32 protein-coding genes and 1 pseudogene are annotated in these 25,978 nt (G+C 59.3%); 16 read left to right on the top strand and 17 right to left on the bottom strand.

What is annotated here, in order from left to right; all coding sequences use genetic code 11:
* Window positions 1–387 carry an aconitase X swivel domain-containing protein gene (locus ASAC_RS00820; RefSeq protein WP_048812697.1) on the top strand — a complete coding sequence of 129 codons (387 nt, stop codon included), beginning with the start codon at window positions 1–3 and terminating at the stop codon, window positions 385–387.
* Here the strand turns inward: ASAC_RS00820 and ASAC_RS00815 are convergent.
* Window positions 368–1,105 carry a nucleotidyltransferase family protein gene (locus ASAC_RS00815; RefSeq protein WP_202965455.1) on the bottom strand — a complete coding sequence of 246 codons (738 nt, stop codon included), beginning with the start codon at window positions 1,103–1,105 and terminating at the stop codon, window positions 368–370. The genes ASAC_RS00820 and ASAC_RS00815 overlap by 20 nt on opposite strands.
* A gap of 153 nt (window positions 1,106–1,258) precedes the next feature.
* Here ASAC_RS00815 and ASAC_RS00810 point away from each other — a divergent pair, with 153 nt between their 5' ends.
* Window positions 1,259–2,470 (top strand): MFS transporter, encoded by a 1,212-nt coding sequence (locus ASAC_RS00810; RefSeq protein ID WP_013266081.1) that lies wholly within the window; start codon window positions 1,259–1,261, stop codon window positions 2,468–2,470.
* Here the strand turns inward: ASAC_RS00810 and ASAC_RS00805 are convergent.
* The 3 genes from ASAC_RS00805 to ASAC_RS00795 all read right to left on the bottom strand — a co-directional run bounded on the left by ASAC_RS00805 (window position 2,442) and on the right by ASAC_RS00795 (window position 4,116).
* Window positions 2,442–2,870 carry a universal stress protein gene (locus ASAC_RS00805; RefSeq protein ID WP_148217076.1) on the bottom strand — a complete coding sequence of 143 codons (429 nt, stop codon included), beginning with the start codon at window positions 2,868–2,870 and terminating at the stop codon, window positions 2,442–2,444. The genes ASAC_RS00810 and ASAC_RS00805 overlap by 29 nt on opposite strands.
* A gap of 197 nt (window positions 2,871–3,067) precedes the next feature.
* Window positions 3,068–3,655, bottom strand: a complete 588-nt coding sequence (locus tag ASAC_RS00800; RefSeq protein WP_013266079.1) for a MarC family protein — start codon at window positions 3,653–3,655, stop codon at window positions 3,068–3,070.
* The gene (locus ASAC_RS00795) at window positions 3,655–4,116 is read right to left on the bottom strand and encodes a DUF2286 domain-containing protein (protein ID WP_238523633.1); all 462 of its coding nucleotides are present in this window, start codon (window positions 4,114–4,116) and stop codon (window positions 3,655–3,657) included. The genes ASAC_RS00800 and ASAC_RS00795 overlap by 1 nt, the downstream gene beginning before the upstream one ends.
* A gap of 80 nt (window positions 4,117–4,196) precedes the next feature.
* Between ASAC_RS00795 and ASAC_RS00790 the strand changes: the two genes are divergently transcribed.
* Window positions 4,197–5,039 (top strand): DMT family transporter, encoded by an 843-nt coding sequence (locus ASAC_RS00790; protein WP_013266077.1) that lies wholly within the window; start codon window positions 4,197–4,199, stop codon window positions 5,037–5,039.
* Between the two features lie 63 nt (window positions 5,040–5,102).
* Here the strand turns inward: ASAC_RS00790 and ASAC_RS00785 are convergent, their stop codons facing one another.
* Complete coding sequence (locus tag ASAC_RS00785) at window positions 5,103–6,860, bottom strand: APC family permease (RefSeq protein ID WP_048812696.1); 1,758 nt, start codon at window positions 6,858–6,860, stop codon at window positions 5,103–5,105.
* A gap of 315 nt (window positions 6,861–7,175) precedes the next feature.
* Between ASAC_RS00785 and ASAC_RS00780 the strand changes: the two genes are divergently transcribed.
* A complete protein-coding gene (locus ASAC_RS00780; protein WP_013266075.1) occupies window positions 7,176–8,375 on the top strand; it encodes an acyl-CoA dehydrogenase family protein in 1,200 nt (399 codons plus the stop codon).
* Here ASAC_RS00780 and ASAC_RS00775 read toward each other — a convergent pair.
* Window positions 8,376–9,089, bottom strand: a pseudogene (locus ASAC_RS00775) (DUF2192 domain-containing protein); the annotation flags it as partial.
* A gap of 121 nt (window positions 9,090–9,210) precedes the next feature.
* Between ASAC_RS00775 and ASAC_RS00770 the strand changes: the two are divergent.
* The 5 genes from ASAC_RS00770 to ribC are packed head-to-tail and all read left to right on the top strand — an operon-like array spanning window position 9,211 to window position 11,843.
* Window positions 9,211–9,396 carry a hypothetical protein gene (locus tag ASAC_RS00770; RefSeq protein ID WP_048812695.1) on the top strand — a complete coding sequence of 62 codons (186 nt, stop codon included), beginning with the start codon at window positions 9,211–9,213 and terminating at the stop codon, window positions 9,394–9,396.
* Complete coding sequence (locus ASAC_RS00765) at window positions 9,383–10,006, top strand: stage II sporulation protein M (protein WP_013266073.1); 624 nt, start codon at window positions 9,383–9,385, stop codon at window positions 10,004–10,006. The genes ASAC_RS00770 and ASAC_RS00765 overlap by 14 nt, the downstream gene beginning before the upstream one ends.
* The gene (locus ASAC_RS00760) at window positions 10,003–10,731 is read left to right on the top strand and encodes a hypothetical protein (protein ID WP_048812694.1); all 729 of its coding nucleotides are present in this window, start codon (window positions 10,003–10,005) and stop codon (window positions 10,729–10,731) included. The genes ASAC_RS00765 and ASAC_RS00760 overlap by 4 nt, the downstream gene beginning before the upstream one ends.
* Entirely contained in the window at window positions 10,718–11,404 is a 687-nt protein-coding gene (locus ASAC_RS00755; RefSeq protein ID WP_013266071.1) for a 3,4-dihydroxy-2-butanone-4-phosphate synthase, read from the top strand. The genes ASAC_RS00760 and ASAC_RS00755 overlap by 14 nt, the downstream gene beginning before the upstream one ends.
* 22 nt (window positions 11,405–11,426) lie before the next feature.
* Window positions 11,427–11,843: a riboflavin synthase gene (ribC, locus tag ASAC_RS00750; protein WP_048812929.1), complete on the top strand. Its 417-nt coding sequence runs from the start codon at window positions 11,427–11,429 to the stop codon at window positions 11,841–11,843.
* On the opposite strand, the gene ASAC_RS00745 is transcribed toward ribC, so the two are convergent.
* Complete coding sequence (locus ASAC_RS00745) at window positions 11,838–12,455, bottom strand: DUF2250 domain-containing protein (protein WP_013266069.1); 618 nt, start codon at window positions 12,453–12,455, stop codon at window positions 11,838–11,840. The two genes, ribC and ASAC_RS00745, sit on opposite strands and share 6 nt — an antisense overlap.
* A gap of 99 nt (window positions 12,456–12,554) precedes the next feature.
* Here ASAC_RS00745 and ASAC_RS00740 point away from each other — a divergent pair, with 99 nt between their 5' ends.
* Window positions 12,555–13,265, top strand: a complete 711-nt coding sequence (locus ASAC_RS00740; RefSeq protein ID WP_013266068.1) for a DUF72 domain-containing protein — start codon at window positions 12,555–12,557, stop codon at window positions 13,263–13,265.
* Here ASAC_RS00740 and ASAC_RS00735 read toward each other — a convergent pair.
* From ASAC_RS00735 to yciH, 8 genes are all read right to left on the bottom strand, one after another.
* Entirely contained in the window at window positions 13,245–14,267 is a 1,023-nt protein-coding gene (locus tag ASAC_RS00735) for an asparagine synthase C-terminal domain-containing protein (protein WP_013266067.1), read from the bottom strand. The two genes, ASAC_RS00740 and ASAC_RS00735, sit on opposite strands and share 21 nt — an antisense overlap.
* 19 nt (window positions 14,268–14,286) lie before the next feature.
* Window positions 14,287–15,228: a cobalamin biosynthesis protein gene (locus tag ASAC_RS00730; RefSeq protein WP_013266066.1), complete on the bottom strand. Its 942-nt coding sequence runs from the start codon at window positions 15,226–15,228 to the stop codon at window positions 14,287–14,289.
* Window positions 15,228–15,950, bottom strand: coding sequence for an adenosylcobinamide-GDP ribazoletransferase (cobS, locus tag ASAC_RS00725; RefSeq protein ID WP_013266065.1), 723 nt, complete (start codon window positions 15,948–15,950; stop codon window positions 15,228–15,230). Before cobS ends, ASAC_RS00730 begins: the two co-directional genes overlap by 1 nt.
* On the bottom strand, window positions 15,941–17,017 hold the full coding sequence (locus ASAC_RS00720) for a pyridoxal phosphate-dependent aminotransferase (RefSeq protein ID WP_013266064.1): 1,077 nt from the start codon (window positions 17,015–17,017) through the stop codon (window positions 15,941–15,943). Before ASAC_RS00720 ends, cobS begins: the two co-directional genes overlap by 10 nt.
* Window positions 16,989–17,504, bottom strand: coding sequence for an NTP transferase domain-containing protein (locus ASAC_RS00715; protein ID WP_013266063.1), 516 nt, complete (start codon window positions 17,502–17,504; stop codon window positions 16,989–16,991). Before ASAC_RS00715 ends, ASAC_RS00720 begins: the two co-directional genes overlap by 29 nt.
* On the bottom strand, window positions 17,497–18,579 hold the full coding sequence (gene cbiS / locus ASAC_RS00710; protein WP_013266062.1) for a bifunctional adenosylcobinamide hydrolase/alpha-ribazole phosphatase CbiS: 1,083 nt from the start codon (window positions 18,577–18,579) through the stop codon (window positions 17,497–17,499). Before cbiS ends, ASAC_RS00715 begins: the two co-directional genes overlap by 8 nt.
* Complete coding sequence (gene cobT / locus ASAC_RS00705) at window positions 18,566–19,582, bottom strand: nicotinate mononucleotide-dependent phosphoribosyltransferase CobT (RefSeq protein ID WP_148217074.1); 1,017 nt, start codon at window positions 19,580–19,582, stop codon at window positions 18,566–18,568. The genes cbiS and cobT overlap by 14 nt, the downstream gene beginning before the upstream one ends.
* Window positions 19,583–19,655: 73 nt before the next feature.
* Window positions 19,656–19,961, bottom strand: coding sequence for a translation initiation factor (yciH, locus tag ASAC_RS00700; protein ID WP_013266060.1), 306 nt, complete (start codon window positions 19,959–19,961; stop codon window positions 19,656–19,658).
* Window positions 19,962–20,053: 92 nt separating this feature from the next.
* Between yciH and ASAC_RS00695 the strand changes: the two genes are divergently transcribed.
* Complete coding sequence (locus tag ASAC_RS00695) at window positions 20,054–20,296, top strand: TFIIB-type zinc ribbon-containing protein (protein ID WP_013266059.1); 243 nt, start codon at window positions 20,054–20,056, stop codon at window positions 20,294–20,296.
* Here the strand turns inward: ASAC_RS00695 and speB are convergent.
* Entirely contained in the window at window positions 20,289–21,203 is a 915-nt protein-coding gene (speB, locus tag ASAC_RS00690; RefSeq protein ID WP_013266058.1) for an agmatinase, read from the bottom strand. The genes ASAC_RS00695 and speB overlap by 8 nt on opposite strands.
* A 74-nt stretch (window positions 21,204–21,277) precedes the next feature.
* Between speB and glyS the strand changes: the two genes are divergently transcribed.
* The 3 genes from glyS to ASAC_RS00675 are packed head-to-tail and all read left to right on the top strand — an operon-like array spanning window position 21,278 to window position 23,831.
* Window positions 21,278–23,029 (top strand): glycine--tRNA ligase, encoded by a 1,752-nt coding sequence (glyS, locus tag ASAC_RS00685; RefSeq protein ID WP_013266057.1) that lies wholly within the window; start codon window positions 21,278–21,280, stop codon window positions 23,027–23,029.
* A gap of 5 nt (window positions 23,030–23,034) precedes the next feature.
* Window positions 23,035–23,382, top strand: coding sequence for a hypothetical protein (locus ASAC_RS00680; protein WP_013266056.1), 348 nt, complete (start codon window positions 23,035–23,037; stop codon window positions 23,380–23,382).
* Window positions 23,379–23,831, top strand: a complete 453-nt coding sequence (locus ASAC_RS00675; protein ID WP_013266055.1) for a hypothetical protein — start codon at window positions 23,379–23,381, stop codon at window positions 23,829–23,831. Before ASAC_RS00680 ends, ASAC_RS00675 begins: the two co-directional genes overlap by 4 nt.
* Here ASAC_RS00675 and ASAC_RS00670 read toward each other — a convergent pair.
* The gene (locus tag ASAC_RS00670) at window positions 23,828–24,049 is read right to left on the bottom strand and encodes a DUF2283 domain-containing protein (RefSeq protein WP_013266054.1); all 222 of its coding nucleotides are present in this window, start codon (window positions 24,047–24,049) and stop codon (window positions 23,828–23,830) included. The two genes, ASAC_RS00675 and ASAC_RS00670, sit on opposite strands and share 4 nt — an antisense overlap.
* 170 nt (window positions 24,050–24,219) lie before the next feature.
* On the opposite strand from ASAC_RS00670, the gene ASAC_RS00665 reads away from it, so the two are divergent.
* Window positions 24,220–24,438: a DUF3311 domain-containing protein gene (locus tag ASAC_RS00665; protein ID WP_048812927.1), complete on the top strand. Its 219-nt coding sequence runs from the start codon at window positions 24,220–24,222 to the stop codon at window positions 24,436–24,438.
* A 6-nt stretch (window positions 24,439–24,444) separates the two neighbouring features.
* The gene (locus tag ASAC_RS00660; RefSeq protein WP_013266052.1) at window positions 24,445–25,953 is read left to right on the top strand and encodes a sodium:solute symporter family protein; all 1,509 of its coding nucleotides are present in this window, start codon (window positions 24,445–24,447) and stop codon (window positions 25,951–25,953) included.
* The last annotated feature ends 25 nt before the right edge of the window (window positions 25,954–25,978 follow it).

Raw genomic sequence — 25,978 nt, 5'->3', positions numbered from 1 at the left:
ATGGAGCTCAGGGGAAGGCAGCTGGTGCCCGGCAGGGCGGCCGGCCAGGCCGTAGTAATGGATGCGCTGAGCTTCTACGGGGACGTGGACCCCCACACCGGCAGGACGCCTGACGGCAGGAGCGTCGCCTCGAGGGTCATAGTGGCTAGGAGGCCCAGGGGGAGCACCGTAGGCAGCTACGTAATTTACGCCCTTAAGGCCAACGGGGCGGCCCCGGCCGCCATAGTGATGTCGAGGGTCGACCCCATAATAGTGGCTGGGTGCGTGCTGGCTGGCATACCCCTGGTCGACTCCATACCGGAGGACCAGCTCTCCAAGGTTAGGGACGGGGACCTGGTGGAGCTTGACGGGAGCGGGGTCGTGAGGGTCAGGAGGGCAGCTCCGTGACCTTCCTGAGGAGGTCCTCGTCTATCTTCTTGTACCTCTCGAGGCTCCCAACGTCAACCCATGGGCCGTCGTATATGTAGGCCTTGACCTTCCTGCCCGAGCTTATCATGGCCGGTATCAGGTCCCCCATTATGTCAAAGGAGGTGCCCAGTTGCCCCTCGTACTCCTCAAGCAGGCCAGGCCTTATGGTGAGGACGCCTATGGTGACCTTCATGTCGACCCATGGCTTCTCCTTGAGGCTGACCACGTCATTCTTTTCGTTGACCTCGGCCACGCCCACCGGGACCTGGTAGCTGTTGGCAACCACCAAAAGCGCGTCGACGCCCTGCCTGACGTGTTCTTTGACCAGCCCGCTGGCGTTTATGGGAGCCAGTATGTCGCCGTACCACACAACTATGGGGTCGCTGTCGAGCAGGTGGTGCTTGTAGGCCTTGAGCAGCGAGCCCCCGGTGTTCTTGTACTTGTCGTCGTCTATGCTGTAGTCTATCTTTATGCCGAACCTGTCGCCGTAGCCGAAGTAGTTCCTCACGTACTTCCACTTGTAGTTGACGAGGAAGACTATGTGGCTCACGCCACCCTTTATCAGGACATTAACTATGTGGTCCGCTACGGGCTTCTCATCGGGGCCCAGCGGTATCATGGGCTTCGGTATGAGGTCCGTGTATGGCCTAAACCTCGTGCCCTCCCCTCCTGCCAGGATAGCTGCCGTGAGGGACAAGCGGTTCCCCCACGTCTCTGTGGTTAACTCCATTCTTTATAATTTCTTAGGCGGTCCTGGCCCTGGGTTTCAAATCTTGAATGCCCCAGAACTTCGCTAATTATTAGATAAATATTTATCTGTAGCTTGCCTCGGGCCCGTGAGGGGACCTGCATGAATATCAGGACCAGGTCGCTGCTGTTCACGTCCGTAGCCCACTTCTTAAATGACAGCTTTCTGGTCACGGTGTCGATACTGATAACTTACTATATAGACATGCACGTGTCGCCGGCCTTCCTGGGCGGCATGGCTGCCCTGGTCAACGTGCTCTCGGGCCTTGCCAGCCCCCTGATCAGCAACAGGGCCGACAGGGCGGGAAGCCACGTCACGCTCATGACGGTAGGCTTCATACTCATAGGGGCCTCCATGGCCTCCTTCGCTGGAACCTTCGTGTACGGGGGAGTTGCAAGGCTCGCGCTGATAGGACTTGGGTCTGTGCTGCTGGGCCTCGGGCTCTCCTTCTACCACCCGCTGGGGGGCTCAATACTTCAGTACTCATACGAGGGCCAGGCCGGGAGGGCCCTGGGCATAAACGGCTCCGCCGGCAGTGTGGGCAGGGCAATATTTCCCACTGTGATGACCATAGCCATAGCTTACCTTGGGGGCAGCGAGGCCCTGGCGATAATAGCCGCGTACGTCTTCATACTGACAGCCATCATAAGCCTGGGCCTTCACGGCCTCAGGATGCCGGCGACCAAGGAGAGCGCGGCCAGGTCGTTTTCAAGGCTCTCCCAGTACAGCTACCTTCTTGTGCCCCTGACGGCCATAGTGTTCATCAGGGCCATATTCATGACTGGGGTAATGACGTACGTGCCGACCTACGTTGAGCACCTCGTGAGGTCAAGGATACTCATGGGCGTAATAGTCACCACGTCATATGCTACAGCCATAGTCGGCCAGCCGCTGTTTGGGTGGATGGTCAGCAGGTACGGGGGCAGGAGCGTCATTATATTGACAACCCTGGCCTCCACGGCCCTCTACATAGCGTTCCTGTTCACGCGCGGCCCGATAATGATAACAACGCTGCTCGGCCTCTACAGCTTCTTCGCCATGAGCGGCTTCCCCGTGCTGCTGGGCTACGTCTCCGAGGTAGTGGACAGGAGCGTGAGGGCTCAGGCGAACTCGATAGTCTGGGGCATAGGCAACACGGTGGGAGGCTCCGTGGGCGCCCTGCTGGGAGGCTTCATACTTCAGGGGGATGGGCTCCTCGGGATGACTCCTCTTGAGGCGACCATGTGGGCCTTCGCGGCCTTCGCAGTCGCATCATCAATAATGCTTGTGATGCTGCCGAGGGGGCCTAAGGCACAACAAGCACGTCAGCCTTAGTTGACTTGCCCGCGACCTTGTGGGTCACGCTGCCGAGGACCAGCCTCTCAAGCTTCGAGAGCCTCCTCCTGCCGAGGACTATCAGGTCACAGCCATTGACCTCAGCATAGCTAACTATGGTGTCGCCTGGGTCGCCTGTAAGCACCTCAAACCTCACCTTGTAGCCCTCAGCTGAGAGCTTGGCGGCGAGGTCCGAGAGCCTCTTCCTGGAGGACTCTATTATGAGCGAGAGGTTGACAGCGTCTGGAACCACAATCTCTCCAAAGGCCATGGAGCTTGGAGGTATAACCGTCAGGAGGCAGAGCTCGCTGTTGAAGCTCTTGGCAAGCTCAAGCGCCCTGCTGAGCGCCTTCTCGCCGCCCTCGCTACCGTCATAGCCAACGAGTATCTTCTTATACACCTGGCCCACCACGTGCTTGTTATTGAAGTTTAGATTTTATAAACGTTAGGAGGCAAAGTGTCAGAGCGGCCCGATGAAGAGCGCTGCAAGCGTGACTACCGATGATCAAGGCCTGTGTTGCAGAGGGCCTTGGGCTTAACGCCGATGAGGAGGTCGATAGGCCTGAGCTGGTGAGGACGCTGTCCCCGGCTGAGGCGCTAAATTGAGGCCCTTATGAGGCTCACGGCGAAGCCTGCCAGTATGAGGCTCATGAACTTGTCTATGAGCAGGGCGCCGTGCTTTCCAAGGAGCCTCATGAGCCTCTCGCCAAAGTAAAGTATGACGTAGGCGAGGGCCGCGTTTATCAGCACGCTGGCTATGGCCACCGGGTAGCCGTAGATGTACCTGAAGTAGAGCGCCGTAGATATGCTTCCTGGCCCTGCCAGGAGGGGGGTGGCCAGGGGCACTATGGCCTGCTTCTCTATGGACTCGGGGCTGCTCGGGGCGCCTATCTCTATGTCGAAGAGGCTTGATATGGCGTACACGAGCAGTATTATGCCGGCGGCTATCCTGAAGTCGTTCAGCGTCACCCCCAGGAGCTCAAGCATGTAGACGCCAATTATTATGAACGCCAGCAACATGAAAATGGCCGAGTATATCAGCGTCCTGAGGAAGCCTCCCCTCTTCTCAGGGGGGAGCTTCTCGACAGTGCTCACGTAGAAGGGCACCACAGAGAACGGGTCGAGGACTATGAAGAGAGTTACGACCGCCTCGCCCAGGCCGAAGAGCTCCCTGCCGAGGCTCATCAACCTTCCTTCTCCCCTTCTTCTCCTTCGCCCTCCTCCTCTATGCCCTCGGGCCCCTGCTTCTCGGTAGTTATGTCTTGGGCCTCCGCCTCAAGCTCAGTTCTAACGTCCTCATTTATGTAGGGGGCCAGGAGGTAGATCTTGTACTCAACATACTTGTCCTCGCTCACCATGTGGTTCTCGAAGCTTATGGTGTACACCGGGAAGTGGGCCACAGCCTTGTCCTTGGTCCTCCCAAGGCCTCCAAGCTCGCCGAGGTCCCTGAAGAGGTCCACTATCTCAGGCTTAAGTGGCAGGGGGAACTCAAGCTCCCTATCGTCCTTAAGCACTATGAAGTCACTGGTGGCTGGGTCCCACTCATTCATGGCCTCGAGGGCCTTCCTCTTCACGACCTCCTTTAGGTCACCGTCAACTATCTCGCTCCGGACCACCTTGCCTCTCTCGGCCCTTATTGAAAGCACCTTCAATCCTTTCAGCCCACGGGTCTGGCTGCAGCGCTGCTTAAAAGCAAAGCTGGGGTGCCTAAGCCGAGGATATCCGCTTGGGCCCGAGGGCCTCAAGGAGGCTGGGCTACGCCTCACTGGCGGTGACAGTGGCGGTCTGGGGCACGGCCTACCCAATAATAGATGTGGCCGAGAGGTACGTCTCCCCGGTTGCCCTGGCAGCCCTCAGGACCCTGGTAGGGGGCGCCGTGCTGGCGGCCATATCAAGAAGGCTGGTCGCCAACAGGAGGACCTTGGTCGCCGGCTTCATAAACATAGGGGCCTTCCTGGTCCTCCTTAACCTCTCAATAGTCCTCTCCCCAAACCCATCCTTGGCGGCAGTTATGATCTACGCCCAGCCGCTCTTCACAGCTATAGCGACACCTTACGTTCTGCACAGGAAGATCAGCGGCCTTCAGTACGCAGGGGTTCTCATAGGCATGACCGGGATAGGGGTTCTGACAGCTGTTGATTCGCGGGGCCTAAACACGGGCTTACTTCTGGGCCTGCTGGGGGCAGTCCTTTGGTCGGCGGGCACCATGTACTTTGAGAAGTACGTTGCGGGCGACGCCATAGATCTGGTAGGGGCCACCGCCTTCATGTCGTTGGCCTCGACCCCCCTCGTGCTGGCCTTCTGGCCCCTGGGAATGTACATTAAATTGACGCTGGAGTCCATAGTGATGATCATTTACATAACCTTGGTTATTCAGGCCGTGGGCTGGCTCACCTGGTTCTACGGGGTCAGGAGCCTGGGAGGCGTCAGGGCTGGCGCTTTCTCAATGGTGACGCCAGTGATAGCCATAGCCTCAACGGCCCTCCTCCTCGGAAAGGTCCTCGCGCCCACAGAGGTGGCGGCCTCAGCGGCAGTGATATTAGGCGCCACCCTGGTTCAGCTGGCTTAGCGATAAAGGGGGAGGAAAGAAAGAAGGTGGGGCTTCGTTAACTCGTTGACACAAAGTTGGGGCTCACTCGATGGGTAGTCCCCTCTCCTTAACCTGCTTGAGGTCTTTGGTTTCGTAGGCAGTGTAGACCCCTATGAAGTAGACGGCCAGCGAGACCAGAGCCGCCAGGAGGTAGTCCCACGGGTAGGGCACTATGGGCTCCGGCAGGGGTCCCAGCGACCCTATAAATGATATTATACCCATCGCTATGTTGAATATCACTAGCCAGACTGCGCCCTTTATATCTGGGTGTCCCCTGCTGGCAGTCCACAGCGCCGCCAAGGAGCCCACCTGGATGAGCGAGATCACGGTCCAGTAGATCGCAAAGCCCACGAGCCCCATGTTATTAAGCTTCAAGTAATAGGCTGCTATTGCGGCGGCTGAAGAGGCCCAGACGACGCCCGCGAAGGACCACGCGAAGCTCCTTGAGAGCCTTAGCTCGCTCCTGTAGGGGCCCAGCACCAGCAGCGGAAGGCCCACTACCACGAGCTCTATGATGACGTTAACCAGGCTCCAGCCCGACCAGTAGACGAACATGGCGGCCACTATGAACGACGCCGGGTACACTATGTACCAGAGCGGCGGCCTGTAGGACCTCTTCAGGTCAGGGGCGAGCCTCCTCAGGGCGTGGTTGGTGACGCCAACAGTGAGGTAGTTATAGACCGTGGCCAGGGCCGAGACTGACATTATTTCATACCACGTGGGGAACGGAAGCAGGAAGACCACGGCTATTATGGTAGAGACTATCAGGGCTATCCAGGGAGTCCTGAAGCCCCTGTGTATGTCTGCGAAGAACTTGGGTATGTAGCCAACCCTTGACATGCCGTAGAGGTTCCTGCCGCTGGTGCCCACGTAGGCCGCCAGGGTGCCGGCTGGCGACACCACCGCGTCTATCAGCAGGAGCACGGAAAAGCCAACCAGTATTGGAACTCCCGTGGCCACCAGCTCAGAGTAGAAGGGGTGCGGCCCCCAGCTGCTCTGGCTTAAGGCCGTCCAGTTTCCAAAGGGCACGCCTGCCGCGGACCAGTTTATGCCGCCCAGGAAGGCCAGCTGCAGCAGCACATAGATTGCTATGGTAACCACGAGGGCCAGCAGCGTCCCGAGAGGCACGTCCCTCTGCGGGTTCTTGGCCTCGCCGGCGTACTCAAGGCCCTGCCTGAAGCCCTCGTAGGCGTAGACTATGCCAGTAGTTATCATGCCGCTGAACACAGCTGCAGTGCCGAAGGGGAAGAACCCCTTAGGCGCGCTGACTACGTTGGACGGGTGGAAGTAAAGGGCCAGGAGGAGCAGGAAGGTCAGCGTCGGTATTATGAGCTTCCACGCTGTAATCACCCTGTTAAACCAGCCGAAGACGTGGACACCGACAAGCTGAAGGGCGAAGAACAGGAGTATGAGGGCCGCGGCCAGCGCCACTCCTGCAGGCGTTAGCAGCCCTAGCTTAGAGTTCCAGGCCCATGGCATGTAATAGCTTCCATATTCCACCACGGCAACGGCCTCTGATGATACCGTGGTAACAGCGCCGACAAAGTAGGCCCACGCCAGCATGTAATTACTGATGGTGCCGTGGGTGTAGTGGTTGTACCTGGCCAGCGAGCCGCTGAAGGGGAAGAGGCCCCCGAGCTCGGCAAACCCAAACACCATGAGCGCAAAGAAGAGCCCGGCCAAAATCCATGAGAGCAGCGACGCGGGACCCATGACGCCAGAGGCGCCCAGGACGCTGAAGAGCCATGACGAGCCTATCATGCCCGTGATGCCTAACATGAAGATGTCCAGGAGGGTCAAGGACCTCCTGAGGGTGGGCTGGGCTACATCCTTTCCCTCAGGGCTTCCACCAGCGCTACTTCCTCCGCCTGACGCAAGCTACCACCACTTTTATAGCCAGCCCTCTGAGGTGTGAGAATTAAAAGGTTTCGAGGTTAGCGTACAGATTTTAAACAATAATATAGAAGTAATGTAGTGGGATTTAAGATACAGGCCTCCTGTCAAGGTCTAGAACTGTCGTAGGGCGGCTTAATAAGCTGTCCAGCTGAAGCCGTCAGAAGCCTGCACGGCATTCCGCATATTATTTTCCTTGGACCCCCTAGAATGGGACCCAGTATGGTGTTTCCATTCAAGAGCGTTGAAGACTTTAAGATAGGCCTGACCGAGGAGCACGAGCTCTTCAGGAAGTCCGTGAGGGAGTTCGTGGAGAGGGAAGTGATGCCAAGGTGGAGGGAGATAGAGGAGAGCAACAGGATACAGCCAGAGATATTCAAGGCAATGGCGGAGCAGGGCCTGACGGGCGTTGGCATACCTGAGGAGTACGGCGGCCAGGGCGGCGGCCAGCTGATGACAGCAATAGCCATGGAGGAGATAGCGAGGGCCGTGCCGAGCTTAGCGGTAGCTATTGGAGTCAACCACCTCTTCGCTGTCCCAGTGCTGGAGTTCGGCACGGAGGAGCTGAAGAAGAAGTACGTGACCCCCATTGCAAGGGGCGAGAGGAGGGGGGCCCACGCCAACACCGAGCCCAGCGGGGGCAGCGACGTGGCGGGCATACAGTCGAGGGCGGTTAAGGAGAATGACCACTACATAATAAACGGCAGGAAGGTCTTCATAAGCGCCGCTGGCGAGGCTGACTACCTCCTCGTGTCCGCCAGGACAAGCCCGCCGCAGGAGGGCAAGAGGTGGTGGGGCATAACCACTTTTGTGGTTGAGAGGGACTGGCCTGGGGTCAAGATAGGGCAGCAGTTCAGGGTAATAGGCATGAGGGGCGAGCAGCCCTATGAGGTGGTCCTAGATAACGTCAAGGTACCAGCGGAGAACGTAGTTGGTAAGGAGAACGAGGGCTTCAAGGTAGTGGTCACAACCTACGACCACACAAGGATAGGCATAGCCGCCCAGGCCGTCGGCATAGCCCAGGCGGCGTTTGAGAAGGCCGTCAACTACGCCCTCCAGAGGGAGCTGTTTGGGCAGAGGATAGTCAACTTTGAGATGATAGTTGAGAAGTTGGCAGACATGTACATAAGGCTCGAGGCCTCAAGGCTCCTGACCTACTGGGCAGCTAGCCTGGCCGACCAGGGGAGGCCTGAGTACACGATAGCGGCGAGCCTGGCCAAGACCTTTGCCTCGGAGTCCGCCGAGTGGATAGCCAGGCAGGCAGTGCAGATACACGGAGGCTACGGCGTCGACTTTGAGACAGGCCTCGAGAGGTACCTGCGCGATGCCATAATAACTACCATCTACGAGGGCACAAACGAGGTCCAGAGGCTGACCATAGTGAAGGAGATGCTGAGGCAGGCCTTCGGGCTGAGGATATGACTAGGGCCTCCCCGTCCCCTCCTTGATGCCCCCGAAGATCTGCCTCAGCACCTTCCCAGGCACCTTGAAAACCTCCGAGGCTATCTTCACTATGTACCTGTCGCTGGGCACCGCCTCCCTGCCCCTGCCCAGCTGTATTGCAACGGCCTCCTTGAGGGCCTCCTTCGTGAGCCTGTCCCTCACGGAGCCCTGCTCTATGGCCAGGGCTACCTTGAAGGCGGAGTAGAACTTGAGGAACCTGTTAACGTCATCAGCTCTCTCGGGGAACGCGGCCGATATGGCGTCGCTCAGCTGCTTCATGTGGGAGTCGTCAGCAAAGCCGAAGTAGACCTTGGTCAGGCCTATCCTGAGAATCCTTGCAACGGTGTTGCCGTCTACAGTGCCAAGCAACATGAGCACCTTATCCTTCGCGTTCACCCCCTCAGCGATCAGCATGGAAGCGGCCTGCTCCAACTTGATCTCAAGGTTGAAGAGGGAGTCGAACTGCTCGGGGTACTGCTCGTCAAGTCCCATGCCATATTTACCCATTACGTAGAGGCTGGTAAGCTCCTTGTCGTAGAGGTCAGACGGGTCAGCCGAGCCCTTGATGGGCGTGATCTTGAGGCTCTCGTACTCCCTTCGGAGCAGCTCTATAGCGCCCTGCCTGTCGACCTGCTGGCCTGAGTCCCACACGCTTATTATGTTGTTCCACACGTTCATCAAGGCCTCTGACCTAACCTTGTTGGTTCTGCCTTTCGTGGCCCATCACCGCCGGCGTTATCCTAGAACCCTGTGTTTGCTGAAAGCTATATTCATTTAACTTTTCACGGCCAGTCGCTCACTAGGCCGGGTCAGCTTGAGCGAAGCGCCTGAGTTTAAAGTGAACTTCGTTAGGTGCGGCAGCCCCGAGGAGTGCCTGAGGGCCTGCGAGAGCGTCCGCCTTATTGAGACGACCCCGGAGGTGCTTCTGAAGATAGCCGACAGGATAGCCAGGGACTGCGCCGTCCTGGTCGCATGGGGTGAGGGGGATGGGCCTGCTTGACGACGCGCTAGATGAGCTTGCCGGTGACAGCACCTACAGGAGGGCCTGGTACCTGTTCATTATCGCTTTTGGTGTAGTAGCCATCTTGGTGGCCACGTTTTACAAGGAGATAGTAAGCAGCTACGTAGGCCAGTACCTGCTGAACCAGACGCAGAGCATAAGGAGCATAGTAAGCTTTGTAAATACATCGTCGCCTTACTTTTACGCCGCCCTGCCTGGCATAATATTTGCCAAGAACTCCTTGACGGACATAATGGACTTCGTCCTCATGATAACCATGGTTTTTCCGATATTTGTGGTAGTGCTCAACGGGGGCCTCGTCGGTTTCGTCAGCGTCTACACGCTACCGATTCACGGCAGCTCGCTCGCAATATTCTACTTCCTGGCGCCGCACGGCGTTATAGAGATACCGGCGTTCTCGCTGGTGGCCTCCTCCATGGTTCTCATCTTTAAGCGGGGCCTAAGCAAGGCCTACTCCGTGGCGTTCTCCATGTTGGTGCTCTCAGTGCTCCTGCTGGTGGTCGCGGCACTAATGGAGTCAAGCGTAACAATATTGACAGGTTCCTTCGTGCAGGCCCTCACTAACGCCACCGTCGGTGCGATGCCTTGAGCTGGTGCCAGACGCTCCCGGCACTACTCCTGCTGACCATGTTGATACTGATAGGCAACAGCTCTGTAGCCGTTCAGAACTCCACGATAACGCTTGCATCGCCTCAGCTGGCAGCTCTAAGGGTTAACGGCGTTGACGTCACATATGTTAGCCTTCCAGCCGGCAGCTCCAAGATAACGACTTATTACCAGGCCAGAGGCCTAGTTCTCATAACCATCTCTAACGCGTCCCTCAAGCTCATCAACGTGAGCCCCACGTACGTTCAATCGCTTGGAGGCTGGACCGCTGATGTAACGCTATGCGTGAACAGCAGCAACGCCTCCCTGGCGGGGATCTGGCAGGGCAGCTCCTATGTAAATGCCAGCGGGATCCCTGGCCTTGAAAGCATTATAAATGGGTCTGAGGCGAGCTGCGGCCACATAGTTGAGTTTGAGGGTAACCTGCCGGAGTTTCAGCTCGTAACATACTTCACTAACTCAACGTGGCTCTCAGTACTACTGAGGGGCGACGGCTGGTATGCCAATATAGTGTTGGGAGGCTTAACGAACGGTCCTTCCGCTCATCATACACAGCCTCAGGGCCTGCCGCCGCCCATATATGTAAGTCCAGGCAGCGGAGGCGGGGAGGCCCTGGGCAAGGACCTGTTGGAGGGACCCTACGTTCTGCTAATAATCTCCCTACTGGCCCTAACTACCTCGTTGGTGGTTGAGCGTGGGCGTAGATGATGCCATAAAGGCCTTCAAGGACGGCAGGCCAGTGTTGATATACGACTCGGACTCCAGGGAGTCAGAGGTGGACCTTGTATATCACGCGTCCTCGGTGACGCCGGACGCCATATACACCTTAAGGACCATGGCCGGGGGCCTCATATGCTTTGCCACCAGGTGGTCAATAGCCAGTTACCTCGGGGTGCCCTGGGGCGACGACCTTATAGCCTCAGTTCCAGCCCTGAGGCCCCTGACCGAGAGGAAGCTGTTCTACGGCGACAGGCCGGCCTTCACCATATGGGTGAACCACATGTCAGTGAGGACGGGCATAAGCGACGTGGACAGGTCAAGGACCGTGAGGGAGCTCTACGAGGTCGTCAAGATGTTCGTCTCGGGCGACAGGGAGGGGGCGAGGAGGAAGTTCCTGGGCGAGTTCCAGGCCCCCGGGCATGTTCCGCTCCTCGCGTCCAGGGGGCTCAGGAGCAGGAGGGGGCACACGGAGCTCAGCATAGCGTTAGCGACGCTGGCAGGCCTTGAGCCCGCCACCACCTTTGCCGAGATGCTTGACCGCGGCCCCTCCCTGAGCCTTGAAAAGGCCAGGGCTATCGCTGAGAGGGAGGGCCTGGCGCTGGTGAGCGGCAGGGAGGTGATGGAGGCCTGTGAAGGGGTCGAACTGTGTTGGAGTGATTGACACGACGTTCTCAAGGGTCGACATGGGCTCCGTAGCCGAGGAGGTGCTGAGGGAGGAGCTCCCAGACTACAGGGTAGTGAGGTACACAGTGCCAGGCATAAAGGACCTCCCCGGGGCCGCCCGCAGGCTCATAGACATGGGGTGCGACGGCATTATAACTCTTGGCTGGGTCGGCGCCTCCCAGGTGGACAAGTACAGCTACATAGCCATGAGCGTCGGCCTCGTTATGCTCTCAGTGCTCACGGGGAAGGTCATAGTCGACGTGACGGTCCACGAGGACGAGTCGCAGGACCCAAGGGAGCTCAAGGAGATAGCTATAAACAGGGCGAGGGCCCACGCGGAGAACCTGGTGAAGCTCCTGACGGGAGGCCTTGACGCGCTCAGGCCGTGGGCCGGCCAGGGGGTTAGGCAGGGAAGGCCAAGCGTCGGCCCCTTATGAGGCCCTCCTGAGGCCGCTGTACCTTATGAGCATCTTCGTCAGCTCGCTCACCTTGTAATAGACGTGGTGTGTCCTCGTCTCAGGCTTTGGCTTCGCCTTCCTGTGGGAGGCCTTTATGACCTTCTCCTTTACCTTGGTCACGAGGCCCAGGGTCTCAAGCCTGTCCAGCAGGTCCACGGTGTTGCACGGGGTGTCGCCGACCACCTTGGCCAGCGTGCCCGCGTGCTCGTTCTCAACCTCAAAGAGGAAGAGGAGAAGCTTGAGCACGTTCTTGTGACCTGTCAGGTACTCAAAGTACTTGCAGAGCTCCTGGGGGTCGCGCATTAGGCTCCTCACCAGGCCCTCCCCCTCCCTGCTCAGCTCGTAGTAGACGTGGTGCTTGTGAACCTCGTCGGACAGCTTGAACCTTGCCTCGCTGCGCTTTATTGACGAGCCCCCCACCCTCCTCTGTATCAGGCCGGCCGCCTCAAGCCTGTCAAGCTCATCAACGACCTTATCTATCGGGACCTCTATTACCTTGGATATGGACCCCGCGTAGTCAACGTTGGCCTTCTTCAGGTGGAACAGTATGTAGAGCGAGAGGGGGCTCAGCGACATCAGCTTGCTCCCCACTTCATCGCCCTTGTTGGCGTCCCCCTGCGCGGCCCCGCACCTCCACGCGGTTAGATAGCAGGCCTAAGGGCCTTTAAGCTAGCTGACGGGGATAACATTGTGGAGGCTCAGGGCTTGGAGGTCTACGTCGGGACCTCTGGCTGGCTCTACGACTGGAACGAGGACGGCAGCCTTGACTGGTACGTGAGCAAAAGCGGCCTCAACGCCGTGGAGCTCAACGCCTCGTTCTACAGGTTCCCATTCCCATCGCAGGTCAAGGGCTGGGCCAGGAGGGGCTCAGGCCTCAGGTGGTCCATCAAGGTGAGCAGGCTGATAACCCACGTGCACAGGCTCAACGAGAGGGCCCAGGAGCTCTGGCTTAAGTTCAGGCAGCTCTTCTCTCCAATGGATAACGTAATAGACTTCTACCTCTTTCAGCTGCCCCCGAACTTCTCCTTTAACGAGCAGAACCTGGGGAGGCTGAGGGACTTCCTGGCCAGGGCAGGGCTCGGCCCGAGGGCAGCCCTTGAGTTCAGGCACAGCTCCTGGCTCAGCGAGGAAGCCATTGAGGAGGCCAGGGGGCTGGGGGCCACGTTCGTGTCGCTGGACTCGCCGCTCGGGGTGATAATAAGGAGCTTCAATGACATCGTCTACCTCAGGATGCACGGGAGGAGCGCCTGGTACGCTTACAACTACAGCGAGAGGGAGCTCATGGAGGACGTCAGCGCCATAAGGTCCCTCAGCCCAAGGAAGGTCTACGTCTTCTTTAACAACGACCACTGGATGTTGGGCAACGCCAGGTTCATGCTCTCAGCCCTTAGGGCCCTTTGAGAGGAGCCTGGAGGCCCCAGATATGTTGGACGCGTCGTCGGAGTAGACGGAGAGGCTCCCTGCCTCGTCGATGTAGGCGCCGCAGAACCTGCAGAAGCCGTCCCTAAGCTCGGACCCGCATATGGGACAGAGGTTCCTCGTCGCCTTGCCAGGCATAGGGAGCCTGAGGGACAGCCTCCTGCCCAGCAGGTAGGCGTGAGGCCTTGAGGGCACCAGCACGCCCGTAAGCGAGGTCAGACTCCTGACCTCTTCATCTCCCACCAGGGACGACATGAGGCCCAGCAGCCGCTCTGAGCCGCTGCCCCTGGTTATGGGGTCCTTCCTCCTCCAGGCCACCAGGCTGAGGCCCTTGAGCTCCAGGACCCTCCTCATGAGGTACTTGCCGTAGGTGGTTCCGTTAACATCCCTGACGTCGCACCCCTCATTAAAGGCCTCCCGCGAGATTGCCTTGGCATCATCGCTGTAGAGGGGCAGGAGCACGGTGACGCCGAGCTGGGCTGATATGGGAACTGAGTTGAAGAAGGCGCTGCTGGCCACCCTGCTGAGCCAGCCATCAAGGTAATTCCTGTCCCTGCCGAACAGGAAGTCATAGCCAATGAATAGCTCGTCCCCTCCGTCGCCGGTTGCCACGCACCTGCAGCCGAGCTCCCTGGCCTTCCTGAGCCCGAGACACACCGCGCTTCCCGAGACAGCCTCAATGGGGTCTATGGTAACCATCGACCTTAGGGCGACGTCGATGCACTCAAGGGCCTCCTCGGGGGTCGGCCTCACTTTAATTAGGTCAAGCCCAAGCACCTTGGAGACGTACTCAGCGTATGGCTCATCGGCGGACCCCTGAAAGAGGACTGTGATCAGCTTAGGCCTCAGGCCGGCCTCCACGGCTGCGAGGGTGACAAAGCTGGTGTCTATGCCGCCGCTGAAAAGCACGCAGTCGCAGGAGCTCCTCCTGAGCAGGTCGCCCACACGGCTAAGGAGCCTGAGGCCCAGGGCCTCGCAGCTCAAGCTGGCTTCACTTCCGCGATCAGGCGCGCAGCAGGGCTAAAATAATAGCCTCAAGGCCCACCATAAGCGACGCCGCCGCTAAGGCGACCCTGACAGACCCCCTTATGTCCTGAGCTCCTGGGAGCCTGCCGAACTCAGGGCAGAGGGTGTAGGAGCCCCTCTTCTCCAGGGTCACTCCAAGGCTTCCCGCCATGGCCGACATCGGTGCGCCGGCGTTCAGGCTCTCTGTCAGCCCTGAACACGAGGCCCACGCGGCTGCCGCCCTCCTGGCGGACCTCGCGGAGGCTATGACTATCAGCGCGGCCGTGAGCCTCGCGGGTATGTAGTTAACTATGGTATCAGCCCGGGCGCTCGCCCACCCCACCTTCAGGTGCTCGGGGTCCTTGAATCCCAGCGCCCCGTCCAACGTGTTGACGAGCCTCTGGGCCAGGGCCCCCAGGGGTCCAAGGACTGCATACCAGAAGAGGGGGGAGACGAAGCCGTCATTGAGGCTCTCGGCCAGGGACTCTATGGCCGCTGATGCCACGTGGCCCGCGTCCTCCACGCTTAGGTCCCTCCTCACGAGGCCCTGGGCTAGGGCCCTGGCCCTGCCCAGGTCGCCCTCCTCAAGCGCCCTGCCCGCGCCGTTGACCTCGTCTATGAGCAGCCTCAGGGAGGCCGACGTCTTAGTTATGTAGCCCGCCACAATAATCCACGCGATGGGGCTGAGCCTGTAGGCCAGGTAGAGCGCCGCTGCGTAAGCCACCAGGTGAGACGACATGACCGCAGCCCATATCATAGCTCCGCGGGCACGCGACGAGAACGGCCTGTAGAGCCTGAGCGCCATGAAGTAGGATGTGTGGACGGGGTGTACCATCAGCATGAAGCCGCTGTGGTAGGGGTAGACTATGTCAAGGACGAGCGCGAGGGCCAGGGCTGAGAGGAGCTCCAAGGGACCTGGGTAAAGGAAGCTGGGCAGCATCAAGCCAGGGCACCCAGGACCAGGGCCACCACTCCGCCGACCTCTATGGAAGCGCCCATCACGTCACCGTTGACGAAACCAAGCCTTGAGTTCGCGTCGGCCGCGAGCAGGAAGCCCGCCAGCAGCGCCGCTGCACCTATGAGGCTGAGCGGCCTTAAGACAGCTATAGCTGTCATTATTGCTATGTAGGTCAGCGCGTTTAGCAGCAGCTGTCGGCCGTCCCTGGCAGCCCTCTCGAAGCGGGAGGCCATGCCCTCGTAGGGCTCCTGGACACCTGCCCTGGCGGCCACAAAGGAGGCCTCCAGGGACGACGCGTACGCGGCAACTATGATTGCTGGGCACCTGTAGAGGTAGTAGAACGCCGAGAGCCTGGCCACCAGGGCCACCACGACTGCCATGATAGCGAACGAGCCCTTCCTGGGATCCTTGAGGACCCTAACTGCCTCCTCACCCCTGAGGCCTGAGCCCAGGACGTCGCTGTAGTCGGCCAGCCCGTCCAGGTGAAGCCCGCCGGTCACGGCAACGTGAGCTATTAGCATCAGCGCCGCTGCTAGCATAGGCGCTGGCTTAACAGCTGAAACCGCGAAGCCCACGAGCGACACTATGACGCCCTCCGCCAGGCCCACTATGGGCACCATGTAGAAGCTCGAGGCGGCCGCCTCCAGGTCCCCAGACCCCACGGGGAGCCTTGTGAACAGGGCCAGGAGGTCCCTCAGGCCCAACCCATGACCACCTCGAGGGCCTTTAAGATGGCGTCGTTCTCCGCAGGCGACCTTATCGATATCCTTGAGTAATGGCTGTCAAGGGAGTAGAACGTGGAGGCGTCCCTGACGTAAAAGCCGTGAGCCAGCAGGGACCTCTGGAACTGAGGGTTTGGCAGCGTATGTCTTACCAAAACATATGGGGCCGAGGAGTCAAAGGCCTTGAGCCCCATGGACCTCAGGGCCGATGTAACCCTGGGCAGCTCCTGCCTAACTATCTCCTTCCCCCGTTCCACGTGAAGCGCCGTTGACTTAAGGGCAAGGACCTTGGAGAGCGAGCAGGCCGTTATAGAGTCCACGGGCCAGGCCTGCATGGAGCCCGCTATAGCCTCAAGGGCCCTCCTGTCTGCGGTCACCATGACCCCCAGCCTGAGGCCCGGCGACGCGAGGCTCTTAGTAAAGGACCTGAGCACTACTATGTCGTCGCGATCACCTAGGCTGCGGCAGCTGGGGCAGAGGTCCACGAAGGCCTCATCAACGACCATCCAGGCGTGCCTGGGCAGGGATGATGCTATGCGATCTATGGCCTTCTCATCAACAGTAAGGCCCGTGGGGTTGTTAGGCCTGGAGAGCACCAGCACGGCAGGCCCCCTCGCAGCCTTAGCGGCTCTGATGACGCCGTCTTCGTCTAGGGAGAAGGCGTTGTCCGAGGGCCTCATCACGACCCTGACCAGCTCCAGGGACGTCGCCCTCGCAAGGAGCTCGTGGTCGCCGAAGTTGGGCTCCACCACTATAAGGCTCCTGGCCCTGAGCGAGAGCGGTATTAGGGACAGCAGCTCGGCCGAGCCGTTGGAGAGCACTATGTGGTCCTCGTCAACGTCCAGGAACTCGGAGACCGCTCCCAGGAGGTTCAAGTAGTCACTTGGGGAGGGGTACCTGAGGTAGGAGCCCAGGGCGGCGCACTCGCTGACGGCCTCCCTCAGCCCAGGCGGAGGCCCCAGGGGGTTCGCTGGGGCGCTGAAGTCCAGGGCCCCAGGGGGAGCCGCTCCCCCATGGGCTCTATTTACACCTGCCGCGGGCCTCCTCAAGCGACTCACCGTCGTTAACATTTATCACGTCCATGTCAATATCTACGTCAGCCCACTCATCGTAGCTGTAGCCCTTGAAGATGGAAATGCCGACGTACTCTCCGCGCGCCCTCACAGTCACCACGGGCTCCGCGACCCTAAGGCTCACGCGGCAGGCCTCCTCCAGGTCCCTGGCCCTCAGGCCATAAAGGTCCGCCGGAAGCACCAGCAGGGGCCTCGGCCTCACGACGTTAAGCAGCCTTCCAAGGTCATAGCCGTAGCCGCTGCCATCCAGCATAAGTTCAGCGAAGCTGGGCGGCAGCGAGAGCCCCCTCAGGTAGCTCGAGGACGCGGGTGAAGTCACTATTAGCGCGAGCCTTGACACTGGCGAGACGGCATCAATAACGTAGCTTATGAGGGGCCTCCCGCAGACGTTAACCGTGGGCTTCCAGGGGCCTCCAAGCCTTGACCCAAGGCCTCCGGCCATTATGGCCGCCACCTCAATCATGGCCCTCGCCCAGGAGCCTGTCGTAGACCCTCGAGAGGGCTGAGGCCGCCAGGGACGCAGCTATGTCGTCCTCGAACATCGGCAGCGAGGCCAGTTTAAGGCCGAGCCTGTCCTTCATGGCGTCAGCCCAGTACGTGGCGGTCAGAGCCTTGAAGCCGTTTATGTAGAGGCTGAGCGCTGTGGCCAGCAGCTCATCGGCTATAACCTTCTTGGTGTCGGCTGCGAACTCATCGGAACCGAGGCCAGGCAGCAGGCCCTCCTGTCCCCTGATGTCGTTCTCCCTGGCGGCCACTATGAAGGCCCAGACGTTCGGGTCCTGAAGTATTCGGCTGAGCTCTCGTGCGACCATTTCTTTAACCTTGCCCTCAGCCACGCCGGGCACTGGGGCTGACCTGTAGAGCTTCATGGCGTCATCGACTAGCTCCTCGAGGCTGAGGCCCAGCGCCCACGAGAGCACCTGCTCGCGGGAGGGCTTCTCTGACACGAGAGCCCTGTAGACAAGGGACGCCACCTTGGAGCCTACAGTGGTTGCCTGCCCAGCCCACAGGGCTCCTGAGGGATCTAGGGTGGCGGCCACAGCTATGGCGTCGCTCACGGTGCCCGTGGCCCTCCCGCCGTCGCACCTGAGCATCAGGTCCGCCGAGGCTGCAGCCTTCGTCTCCGCCACGACCCTGAGGAGGTCTACCATGGCTGACGCCGTCAGCCTGTCGGGCACCCAGGCAACTATGTTTATAGTTGATGGCATAAGGGGGACGTACGTCGACCTCATGTCGTGGCATGAGGGGTGAGAGAGGCCCACTGTGGCAACGACCCCATAGTTGCCCTCGACGGCGCTCCTATACTTGCTAACGTCGGCCGCGGTGAGCATCACCGGGTCGCTCCCGCCGAGGCCCAGGGCCCTCCTGACCTCCTCCTTGAACCTCTCAGGCCTTGAAAGGTCGTCGGAGTCTGTTACCTGGTAAATTGCAACCTTCGAGGCCATCACCAGGCCTTCGGGGTGGGCCGTGGTAAGTATGTGCCTGGGGGCGCCGAAGTTCACTATAAGGTACCTGTCGCCCAGCTCAAGCGCTGCCAAGGTTCCTTAGCCTCTTGTACTCGGAGTATATGGCCGACTTGACGCTGTTCGCGTCAAATCCCATCTTGGCGGCCAAAACCATGGTGCCCCCAGCGCCGACGCCCTCCTTAACGAAGCCCCTCTCAAACATCCTCAGCCCCTCAAACGGCGAGTCGGAAAAGTCTACCTCGGATCCCTCCAGGTCCCTGACGTCAAAGGCCTCGGCTATGGCCCTTATGTTTGACGTCTCGTCGTTAAGGATCCACTTGGTCGTCCACAGCGAGACCTTACTGGTGTCCGCGCCAACTCCCTTGAGGATTGCAAGGACCGCCCCCATCTGGGTGCCCCCGGCCAACACAGCCATGGCCCCCTCCTCCATAGCCCCGAGGGCCACGCCTGCCATGGTCACGTGAACAGGGTCGCCAACGGCGTCAACTATGCTGAATATGTCTGACCCCTCGCTGACCCTGCTGAGCGCCTTAGAGACCACCTGGCGCTTCAGGTCCTTGGGGTTGTCAGGGGAGGCGCTGCTCACGTAGCTCACGCCGTCCAGGCCGGCCGCGCTCATTATTGCCGCGGCCACCGTGGTCCCGCCAGGTATGGTCTCACCTATGAGGACGAGGTCGTGGCCCCTTGATATGAGCCTCCCCAAGGTCCTCGCCTCCTCAAAGAGGGACCTGGCGGTGCCCCTCGGCATCGCAGGCCCCTCGGCTATATTTCCCCCATGTCTAGCGCTGGGAAGCCTCACGTGCGGCGCCTTTATTCCATAGTAGGTGCCGGCGTCAACGACAAGGTAAGGGACCTTGATGAGCTCAAGCGCGGCCCTGGTTATGAGTGCTGGCGTCGGCAGGCCGTCAGGAGTCATGGGAATCACATTCATGGTCCTGGGAAGCCCGAGCGTCAGGTACTCAAGGTCGAGCGTGGGGGTGTAGAGGGTCCCCTCTGGGGAGGGGCCGGCTATGCTGAGGCCTGGGATTGTGGAGGTAAGAGTTGAGCCGCCCACGTAGACGGCTATCGGCCTCAACGCTGTCCCTGGCTGGCTAGGGTAGCCAGCCATTTAAAAAAGAGCCTTAGGGTGAGTGCAAAACGAGAGGTACTTACTCTATTATCATTATGTTCTCCTCAGGGAAGCCCATCCTGACGAGGATCTCTTTGACCCTTCTCCTGTGGTCGCCCTGTATCTCTATTCTTCCATCCTTATAGGTGCCGCCGGCCGCCAGCTCGCTCTTCAGCTTTGAAGCTATCTCCTTGAGGTTGAACTGCTTGCTGTCTATGCCCTCGATTACTGTGACCTGCTTGTTGAACTTCCTTACCTCAAGTCTTATCTTAATAATCTGCTGCTCTGCGTTAAGCTGCTCACAGATCTCAGGAGGCAGTCCCCCACACTCTATGTTCTCAGACATGGGTTTTTGCAGCCACCCCTCCCTCTCTTGCTGATAGGCTGTAGCTAAGGATATATACGTTTGCCGGGCCGCTACCTTTAGGGTAGCCTAAGGTGTCAGAGGAGCCTGTGGACGAGGGCGAGGCCCAGGGGACGGGCGAGTCTGGGGAGGTGGAGCTTTACGGCATTAAGCCTAGGGAGGTCTACTACATGTGCCTCAGGTGCGGCTACAAGGCCAGCAAGAGCGAGCTGAGCCAATACTACAGCATGGTGTGCCCAAAGTGCGGCTACAGGATATTCGTTAAGGTGAGGGCGCCTTCAACCATAGTTGCCCCGAGGAGGGTCTACGCTATCTAGAGGCCTTAGCCCGCGATACGTAGTGCTTAAGCATGGCCTCTATTAATACCTTGGCGGCTAGCGCCGCCGTCCCACCTCCTGGGTCATAGTGGGGCGAGACCTCGACCACATCCATGCCGATAAGCCTCTCGTCAACTATACGGGACACCAGGTAGAGCCCTTCGTACGGCGCTAGCCCCAGGGGCTCCGGGTTGCCGACGCCTGGGGCGTAGGCAGGGTCGAAGGCGTCCATGTCTACAGTCAGGTATGTGCTCTCGCAACTCTTGAGGGCTGACAGCACGTTGGAGGCCACGTTGATGGGGCCCAAGGTGATGAGGTCAGAGGGCCCAAAGATGGTTATTATGTTATCCTTGGACCTGGCGAACTCTAGCTCTTCCCTTGAGAACGCCCTGGCGCCTATGTAAATTAGCCTGGGTATGTTGACCTGTTCCAGGGCCCTCCTCATGAAGGTCGCGTGCCCCACCTTGAGGCCAAGGTACTCGTTCCTGAGGTCCAGGTGCGCGTCAAACATGACAACGCAGGGCTTCCTGTCAGCCAGGGCCCTGAGGGCGCCGAGCGTAACTGTGTGCTCGCCGCCTATCATAACTGGGAGGCCCGCCGAGGCCAGCTCCCTCACCACGGCCTCGACCCTAGCAAGGGTCTCGCCGGTGTCCCCAATAGAGACAGCGACGTCGCCTTCATCGAGGGGAGACAGGTCCTCGAGGTAGACGTCCTTTATGAAGGCGCTGTTGCTCTCGAGCCCAGCAGCGGCGAGCCTGACGGCGTCAGGGCCAAACCTGGTGCCGGGCCGGAAGCTCGTCGTCGAGTCGTAGGGGACCCCTATTATCCTATACTTAGACTTCGGGTTACCCTCTATGCCGGCGAACTGCCTGTTAGCCGTGGTTATGTAAAGCCTTCCGAGCCCCATCCCAGTCCCCTTGGTCATGTCGCTTCAATAGATTAAAACCTCATGCACAGAGGGAGCGCGGGAAGTGAACAGGATTGACGGAGGACATCTATGACAAGATAGTCGACCTTGCTAAGAGAAGGGGGTTCTTCTGGCCCAGCTACGAGATCTACGGCGGACTCGCGGGGTTCTATGACATAGGTCCATACGGACTGACTGTGAAGCGCAAGATAATAGAGGCCTGGAGGAGGCTCTTTGTGTTCAACCACCAGGACTACGTTGTAGAGATAGAGACCCCCGCAGTGGGGCCCTCCATAGTCTACGAGGCGAGCGGCCACGTGGAGAGCTTCACCGACCCCGTTGTCAGATGTACTAAGTGTGGCAGGATATACAGGGCTGACCACCTGGTCGAGGACGCCCTTAAGGTCAGCGCTGAGGGGCTCAGCCCGGAGGAGCTGACCAGGAAGATAAGGGAGAACAACATAAGGTGCCCCGTCTGCGGGGGCGAGCTCTCGGAGGTGAGCACGTTCAATCTCCTCTTCAAGACCCAGATAGGCCCCTACGAGGGGAGCGTGGGCTACATAAGGCCAGAGCTGGCCCAGGGCATGTTCGTCAGCTTCAGGAGGGTCCTCGAGACCATGAGGAACAGGATGCCGCTCGGCATAGCCCAGGTTGGCAGGGTCGGCAGGAACGAGATAAGCCCAAGGCAGGGCATGATAAGGCTGAGGGACTTCACGATAATGGAAATGGAGTTCTTCTTCGACCCCCAGAGCGGCCAGTGCCCAAACCTAGACAGGGTGATGGACCGCAAGCTCAGGGTCAGGCAGTACAAGGTCCGCCTTGAGGGCGGGGGGCCGCAGGAGTTCACGGTGAGGGAGCTCATAGAGAAGAAGGTCGTGGCGCACCCATGCATGGCCTACTGGATGACCGTGGGCCTCGACCTCGTTAAGTACATAGGTGTGACCGAGGACGAGACCTTCTTCGAGGAGAAGGGGCCCAAGGAGAAGGCCCACTACGCCACGCAGGTCTTCGACCAGCTCGTCAGGACCTCAAGGTGGGGCTGGGTGGAGGTGGCCGGCTACGCCTACAGGGGTGACTACGACCTCAGCAGGCACATGAAGTACAGCGGCCAGGACCTGAAGGTGTTTGAGCCCTACAAGGAGCCCCGCGTTGAGAAGGTGAAGAAGGTGCTCGTGGACCTAGCGTACGCGGGCCGCACCTACAGGTCAAGGGCCTCCGAGGCTGTCAAGCTGGCTGAGTCGCTGCCCGCGGAGGAGGCCGAGAGGCAGCTCAGGGAGATGGGCAAGCTCAGGGTGGGGGACTTCGAGTTCCCCGCCTCGGCAGTTAAGATAGTGGAGGTTGAGCAGAAGGTCAGCGGCAGGAGCTACACACCCCACGTGGTCGAGCCCTCCTTTGGCACCGACAGGCTGCTCTACGTGGCACTTGAGAGGGCCTACAGGGAGAAGGAGGGCAGGGTAGTGCTCTCCCTGCCGAGGTACCTGGCGCCCGTGGACGCCGCTGTGTTCCCGCTAATAGAGGGCGAGGAGAAGCTCGAGGCCAGGGCCAGGCAGCTCAGGGACCTGCTGGTCTCCGCGGGCTTCACTGTGCTCTACGACGACTCGGGCAGCATTGGCAAGAGGTACGCGAGGGCGGACGAGATAGGCGTGCCGGCGGCCTTCACGGTTGACTACCAGACCCTTGAGGATGGCACTGTGACCCTGAGGGACAGGGACACGTGGCGCCAGGTCAGGCTCAGGCTTGAGGACGCGCCCGAGGCCTTGAAGAAATTTATTTATAACTTGGTGGACATAGCTCAGCTCGGGAAGCCTGTAGAGCCTGAAGGGTAGAGACCATGAGCTCGGGTGACGAGGGTAAAGTGGACATCGGCAAGATGCTGTCTTTCATACCTCCCGCGTCTACCCTCTACTCGAAGCAGTCCAAGATACAGGAGAAGAGGGTGAAGCTCATACATGACGCTGCGGTCGAGCAGGGGACCCTAAGGATCTCCAAGAAGTTGGCCACGGAGCTCGGCATAACTGATGAGGCTGAGATAGCCGTGGGAGGCAAGATAAGGCTCAGGCTCAAGGCAGCCATAGATGAGTCCACGGACGACGACACCTCGGTGTGGGCCAACCCTGACGAAATGAGGGAGCACGGAATAGCCGACAGGAGCACCGTGTCAGTGAGGTCCCCGAAGTGAGCGACTGCAAGGTGAACTGCGGTAACATAACTGAACTTATTCAGTTCAACGTTACTAGGGCGGCCCAGGCCCTCCAGGAGCACGCAGATCTCCTGGAGAGGATGAGGGGGCAGCTTAACCAGTACATGTCGCTGAGGGATGAAGAGAGGGAGGGCATGGTAGAGCAGATAGAGGACACAATCAGGTCCATCAGGAGCGCCAGGGAGGGAATAGAGAAGGCCACCAGGGAGTACGAGATGCTCGTCGGGTGCTGCCTTGCAAGGGACGACTACATGGAGGCCCTCCTGGGCTACTACCTCATGGCAGGCTCAAGGAGGGAGAGGGAGCTCCTGTCGGCGGCGAGCAGGGTAGTTGACGTAAGTGAGGACATTGACGGCATTGGAAGGGTGACGGGGCTGATACAGGAAGTTCTCGTCAGCGTGTCCTCAAAGGTAAGGAGGAGCGGCTAGAGGTTAAGCCTGCTGCTGGCGTTCTGTATAACTATGCTTATCAGCTCGTCGCCGCTGACGTTAACTATCGTCCCATCGTCGAGCATGAAGCTCTCCTCGGCCTCCTTGTCGCTGAACCCTATATATAGTGTGTCGCTCTGTTTGTCATACTCTATCCACATGTTGTTGATATCCCCTATTACTAACTTCCTTGGATAGCCCTCGCCGGCCCCCTGCAATGCCTGACCCTGCCTCTCCTGCTCTCAGGCTTAGTTAAATAACGTTCAGGCCGCGATGGAAACCCAAGGCCTTTTAGTTAGAGTCTTAAATAATAAAAAGATAAAACATATATGAGCTAAGAAAAAAGCATAAAAAATGTATACAAGTCTAGGTATTCCTAGTGATAGAGATGAGCGGAGGGCTTACCGTAGGACAGAAGGTAGTGATCGCAATACTCCTTATAATACCTCTCATAGCCTACATGGCATATACAACCTATGACTTTGTCAGCCCGTCCCTTGGGGGCGTTCCGTTCTTCTACTGGTACCAGACGCTCTGGCTGGTGATATCGTCGCTACTGTTCATCGTAGCTGCAGTCCTGTGGGAAAGGTGGCTCAGCGGGAGGTGAGAAGGCATGCTGGGCATCGCCGGCTGGGTTACGTTCTGGGCCTTCTTTGTGGTCTTCGTGTTCCTGGGCTTCTACGGGGCCAGGTGGAGGAGGGGCAACCTAGCCCAGTTGCACGAGTGGGCCCTGGCCGGCAGGAGGCTTGGAGTGTTCCTTGCATGGTTCCTCATAGGCGCCGACCTTTACACGGCGTATACCTTTGTGGCCGTCCCATCGCTCGAGTATGCCCAGGGCGCCATAGCCTTCTTTGCGGTGCCCTACGTAGCCATAACCTTCGCCGTCGCCATGCTGTTTATGACTATGCTCTGGGACAAGTCCAGGGAGAAGGGGTACATAACGGCCGCTGACTTCGTCCAGGACCAGTTCAACTCCGTGACGCTAGCTATACTTGTTGCTGTAACGGGCATAGTGGCGGAGCTGCCCTACATAGCCCTTCAGATAGACGGCATGAGGGCCGTGCTGGAGGTCATGATGACCGGCCTCTCAAGCGCCACAAGGATCTCTGAGATAGCGCTGGTGGTGGCATTCATAATACTGGCCGCCTTCACCTACACGAGCGGCCTCAGGGGCTCGGCCCTCGGGGCCGTGTTCAAGGACGTGCTGGTGTGGCTTGGGGTCATATCGCTCATTATTATAGTGCCGCTCTCGATAAATGGCGGCTTCTCCGCGGCCTTCAGCGCAGCTGCCAAGCACAACCTTATCAGCGGCACTGAGTACCTCAAGCCCGCGTTCGCCTCAGCCTATGAGAGCCTCTTCATAGGGAGCGCGCTGGCACTCTATCTTTACCCACACGCGGTTAACGGCTCCCTCAGCTCGGAGTCCAGGAAGGCGCTCAGGTACAGCACGGCGCTCCTGCCCCTTTACGGCATAGGGCTTGCGATACTCGCGCTGCTGGGCATACTGGTTTACGCCTCCCCGGGCGCCGAGAGCCTGCTCTCCCAGTTCCCGGCCGCCGAGAGGGGCCTGTTAGCTGTTCCAGCCCTCGCGGTGGCCACCTTGCCGTCGTGGTTCGCCGGCTTAGTGCTCCTGGGCATATTCGTTGGCGGCATGGTGCCAGCTGCTATAATGGCCATAGCTCAGGCCAACCTGCTGGTCAGGAACTTAATAAAGCCATTCTTCAGGCTCAGCGAGAGGGGGGAGACCAGGGCCGCGCAGTGGGCCTCGGTGTTCTTCAAGTTCCTCGCCCTGGGCTTCGTGTTCGTGACCCCGCTGACGTATGCAATTCAGCTTCAGCTCACTGGAGGGATCATAATACTGCAGACCCTTCCACCGGTGTTCCTGGGCCTCCTGACGAGGAAGCTGAACAAGCACTCCCTAATTGCAGGGTGGGTTGCTGGTATGTTATCAGGAATATACCTGCTGCTCCTGGCCAATCACTTCGGCCCGCTGACAAAGTCAGCCTACCCTGTGTTTGGGCATTCGATATACATAGGCATCATATCGCTTGCAATAAACATAGCTGTAGTGCTCCTGGGCACGGCTATAGCCTACGCTGCCGGCTGGAGGCCCAGTAAGTGACCATTTAGTCAGCTACAGGTCATTG

Source organism: Acidilobus saccharovorans 345-15 (genome assembly GCF_000144915.1).
Classification (GTDB): domain Archaea; phylum Thermoproteota; class Thermoprotei_A; order Sulfolobales; family Acidilobaceae; genus Acidilobus; species Acidilobus saccharovorans.
Note: the sequence above shows the minus strand (reverse complement) of the source record. Positions and strands in the feature narration are given on the sequence as shown.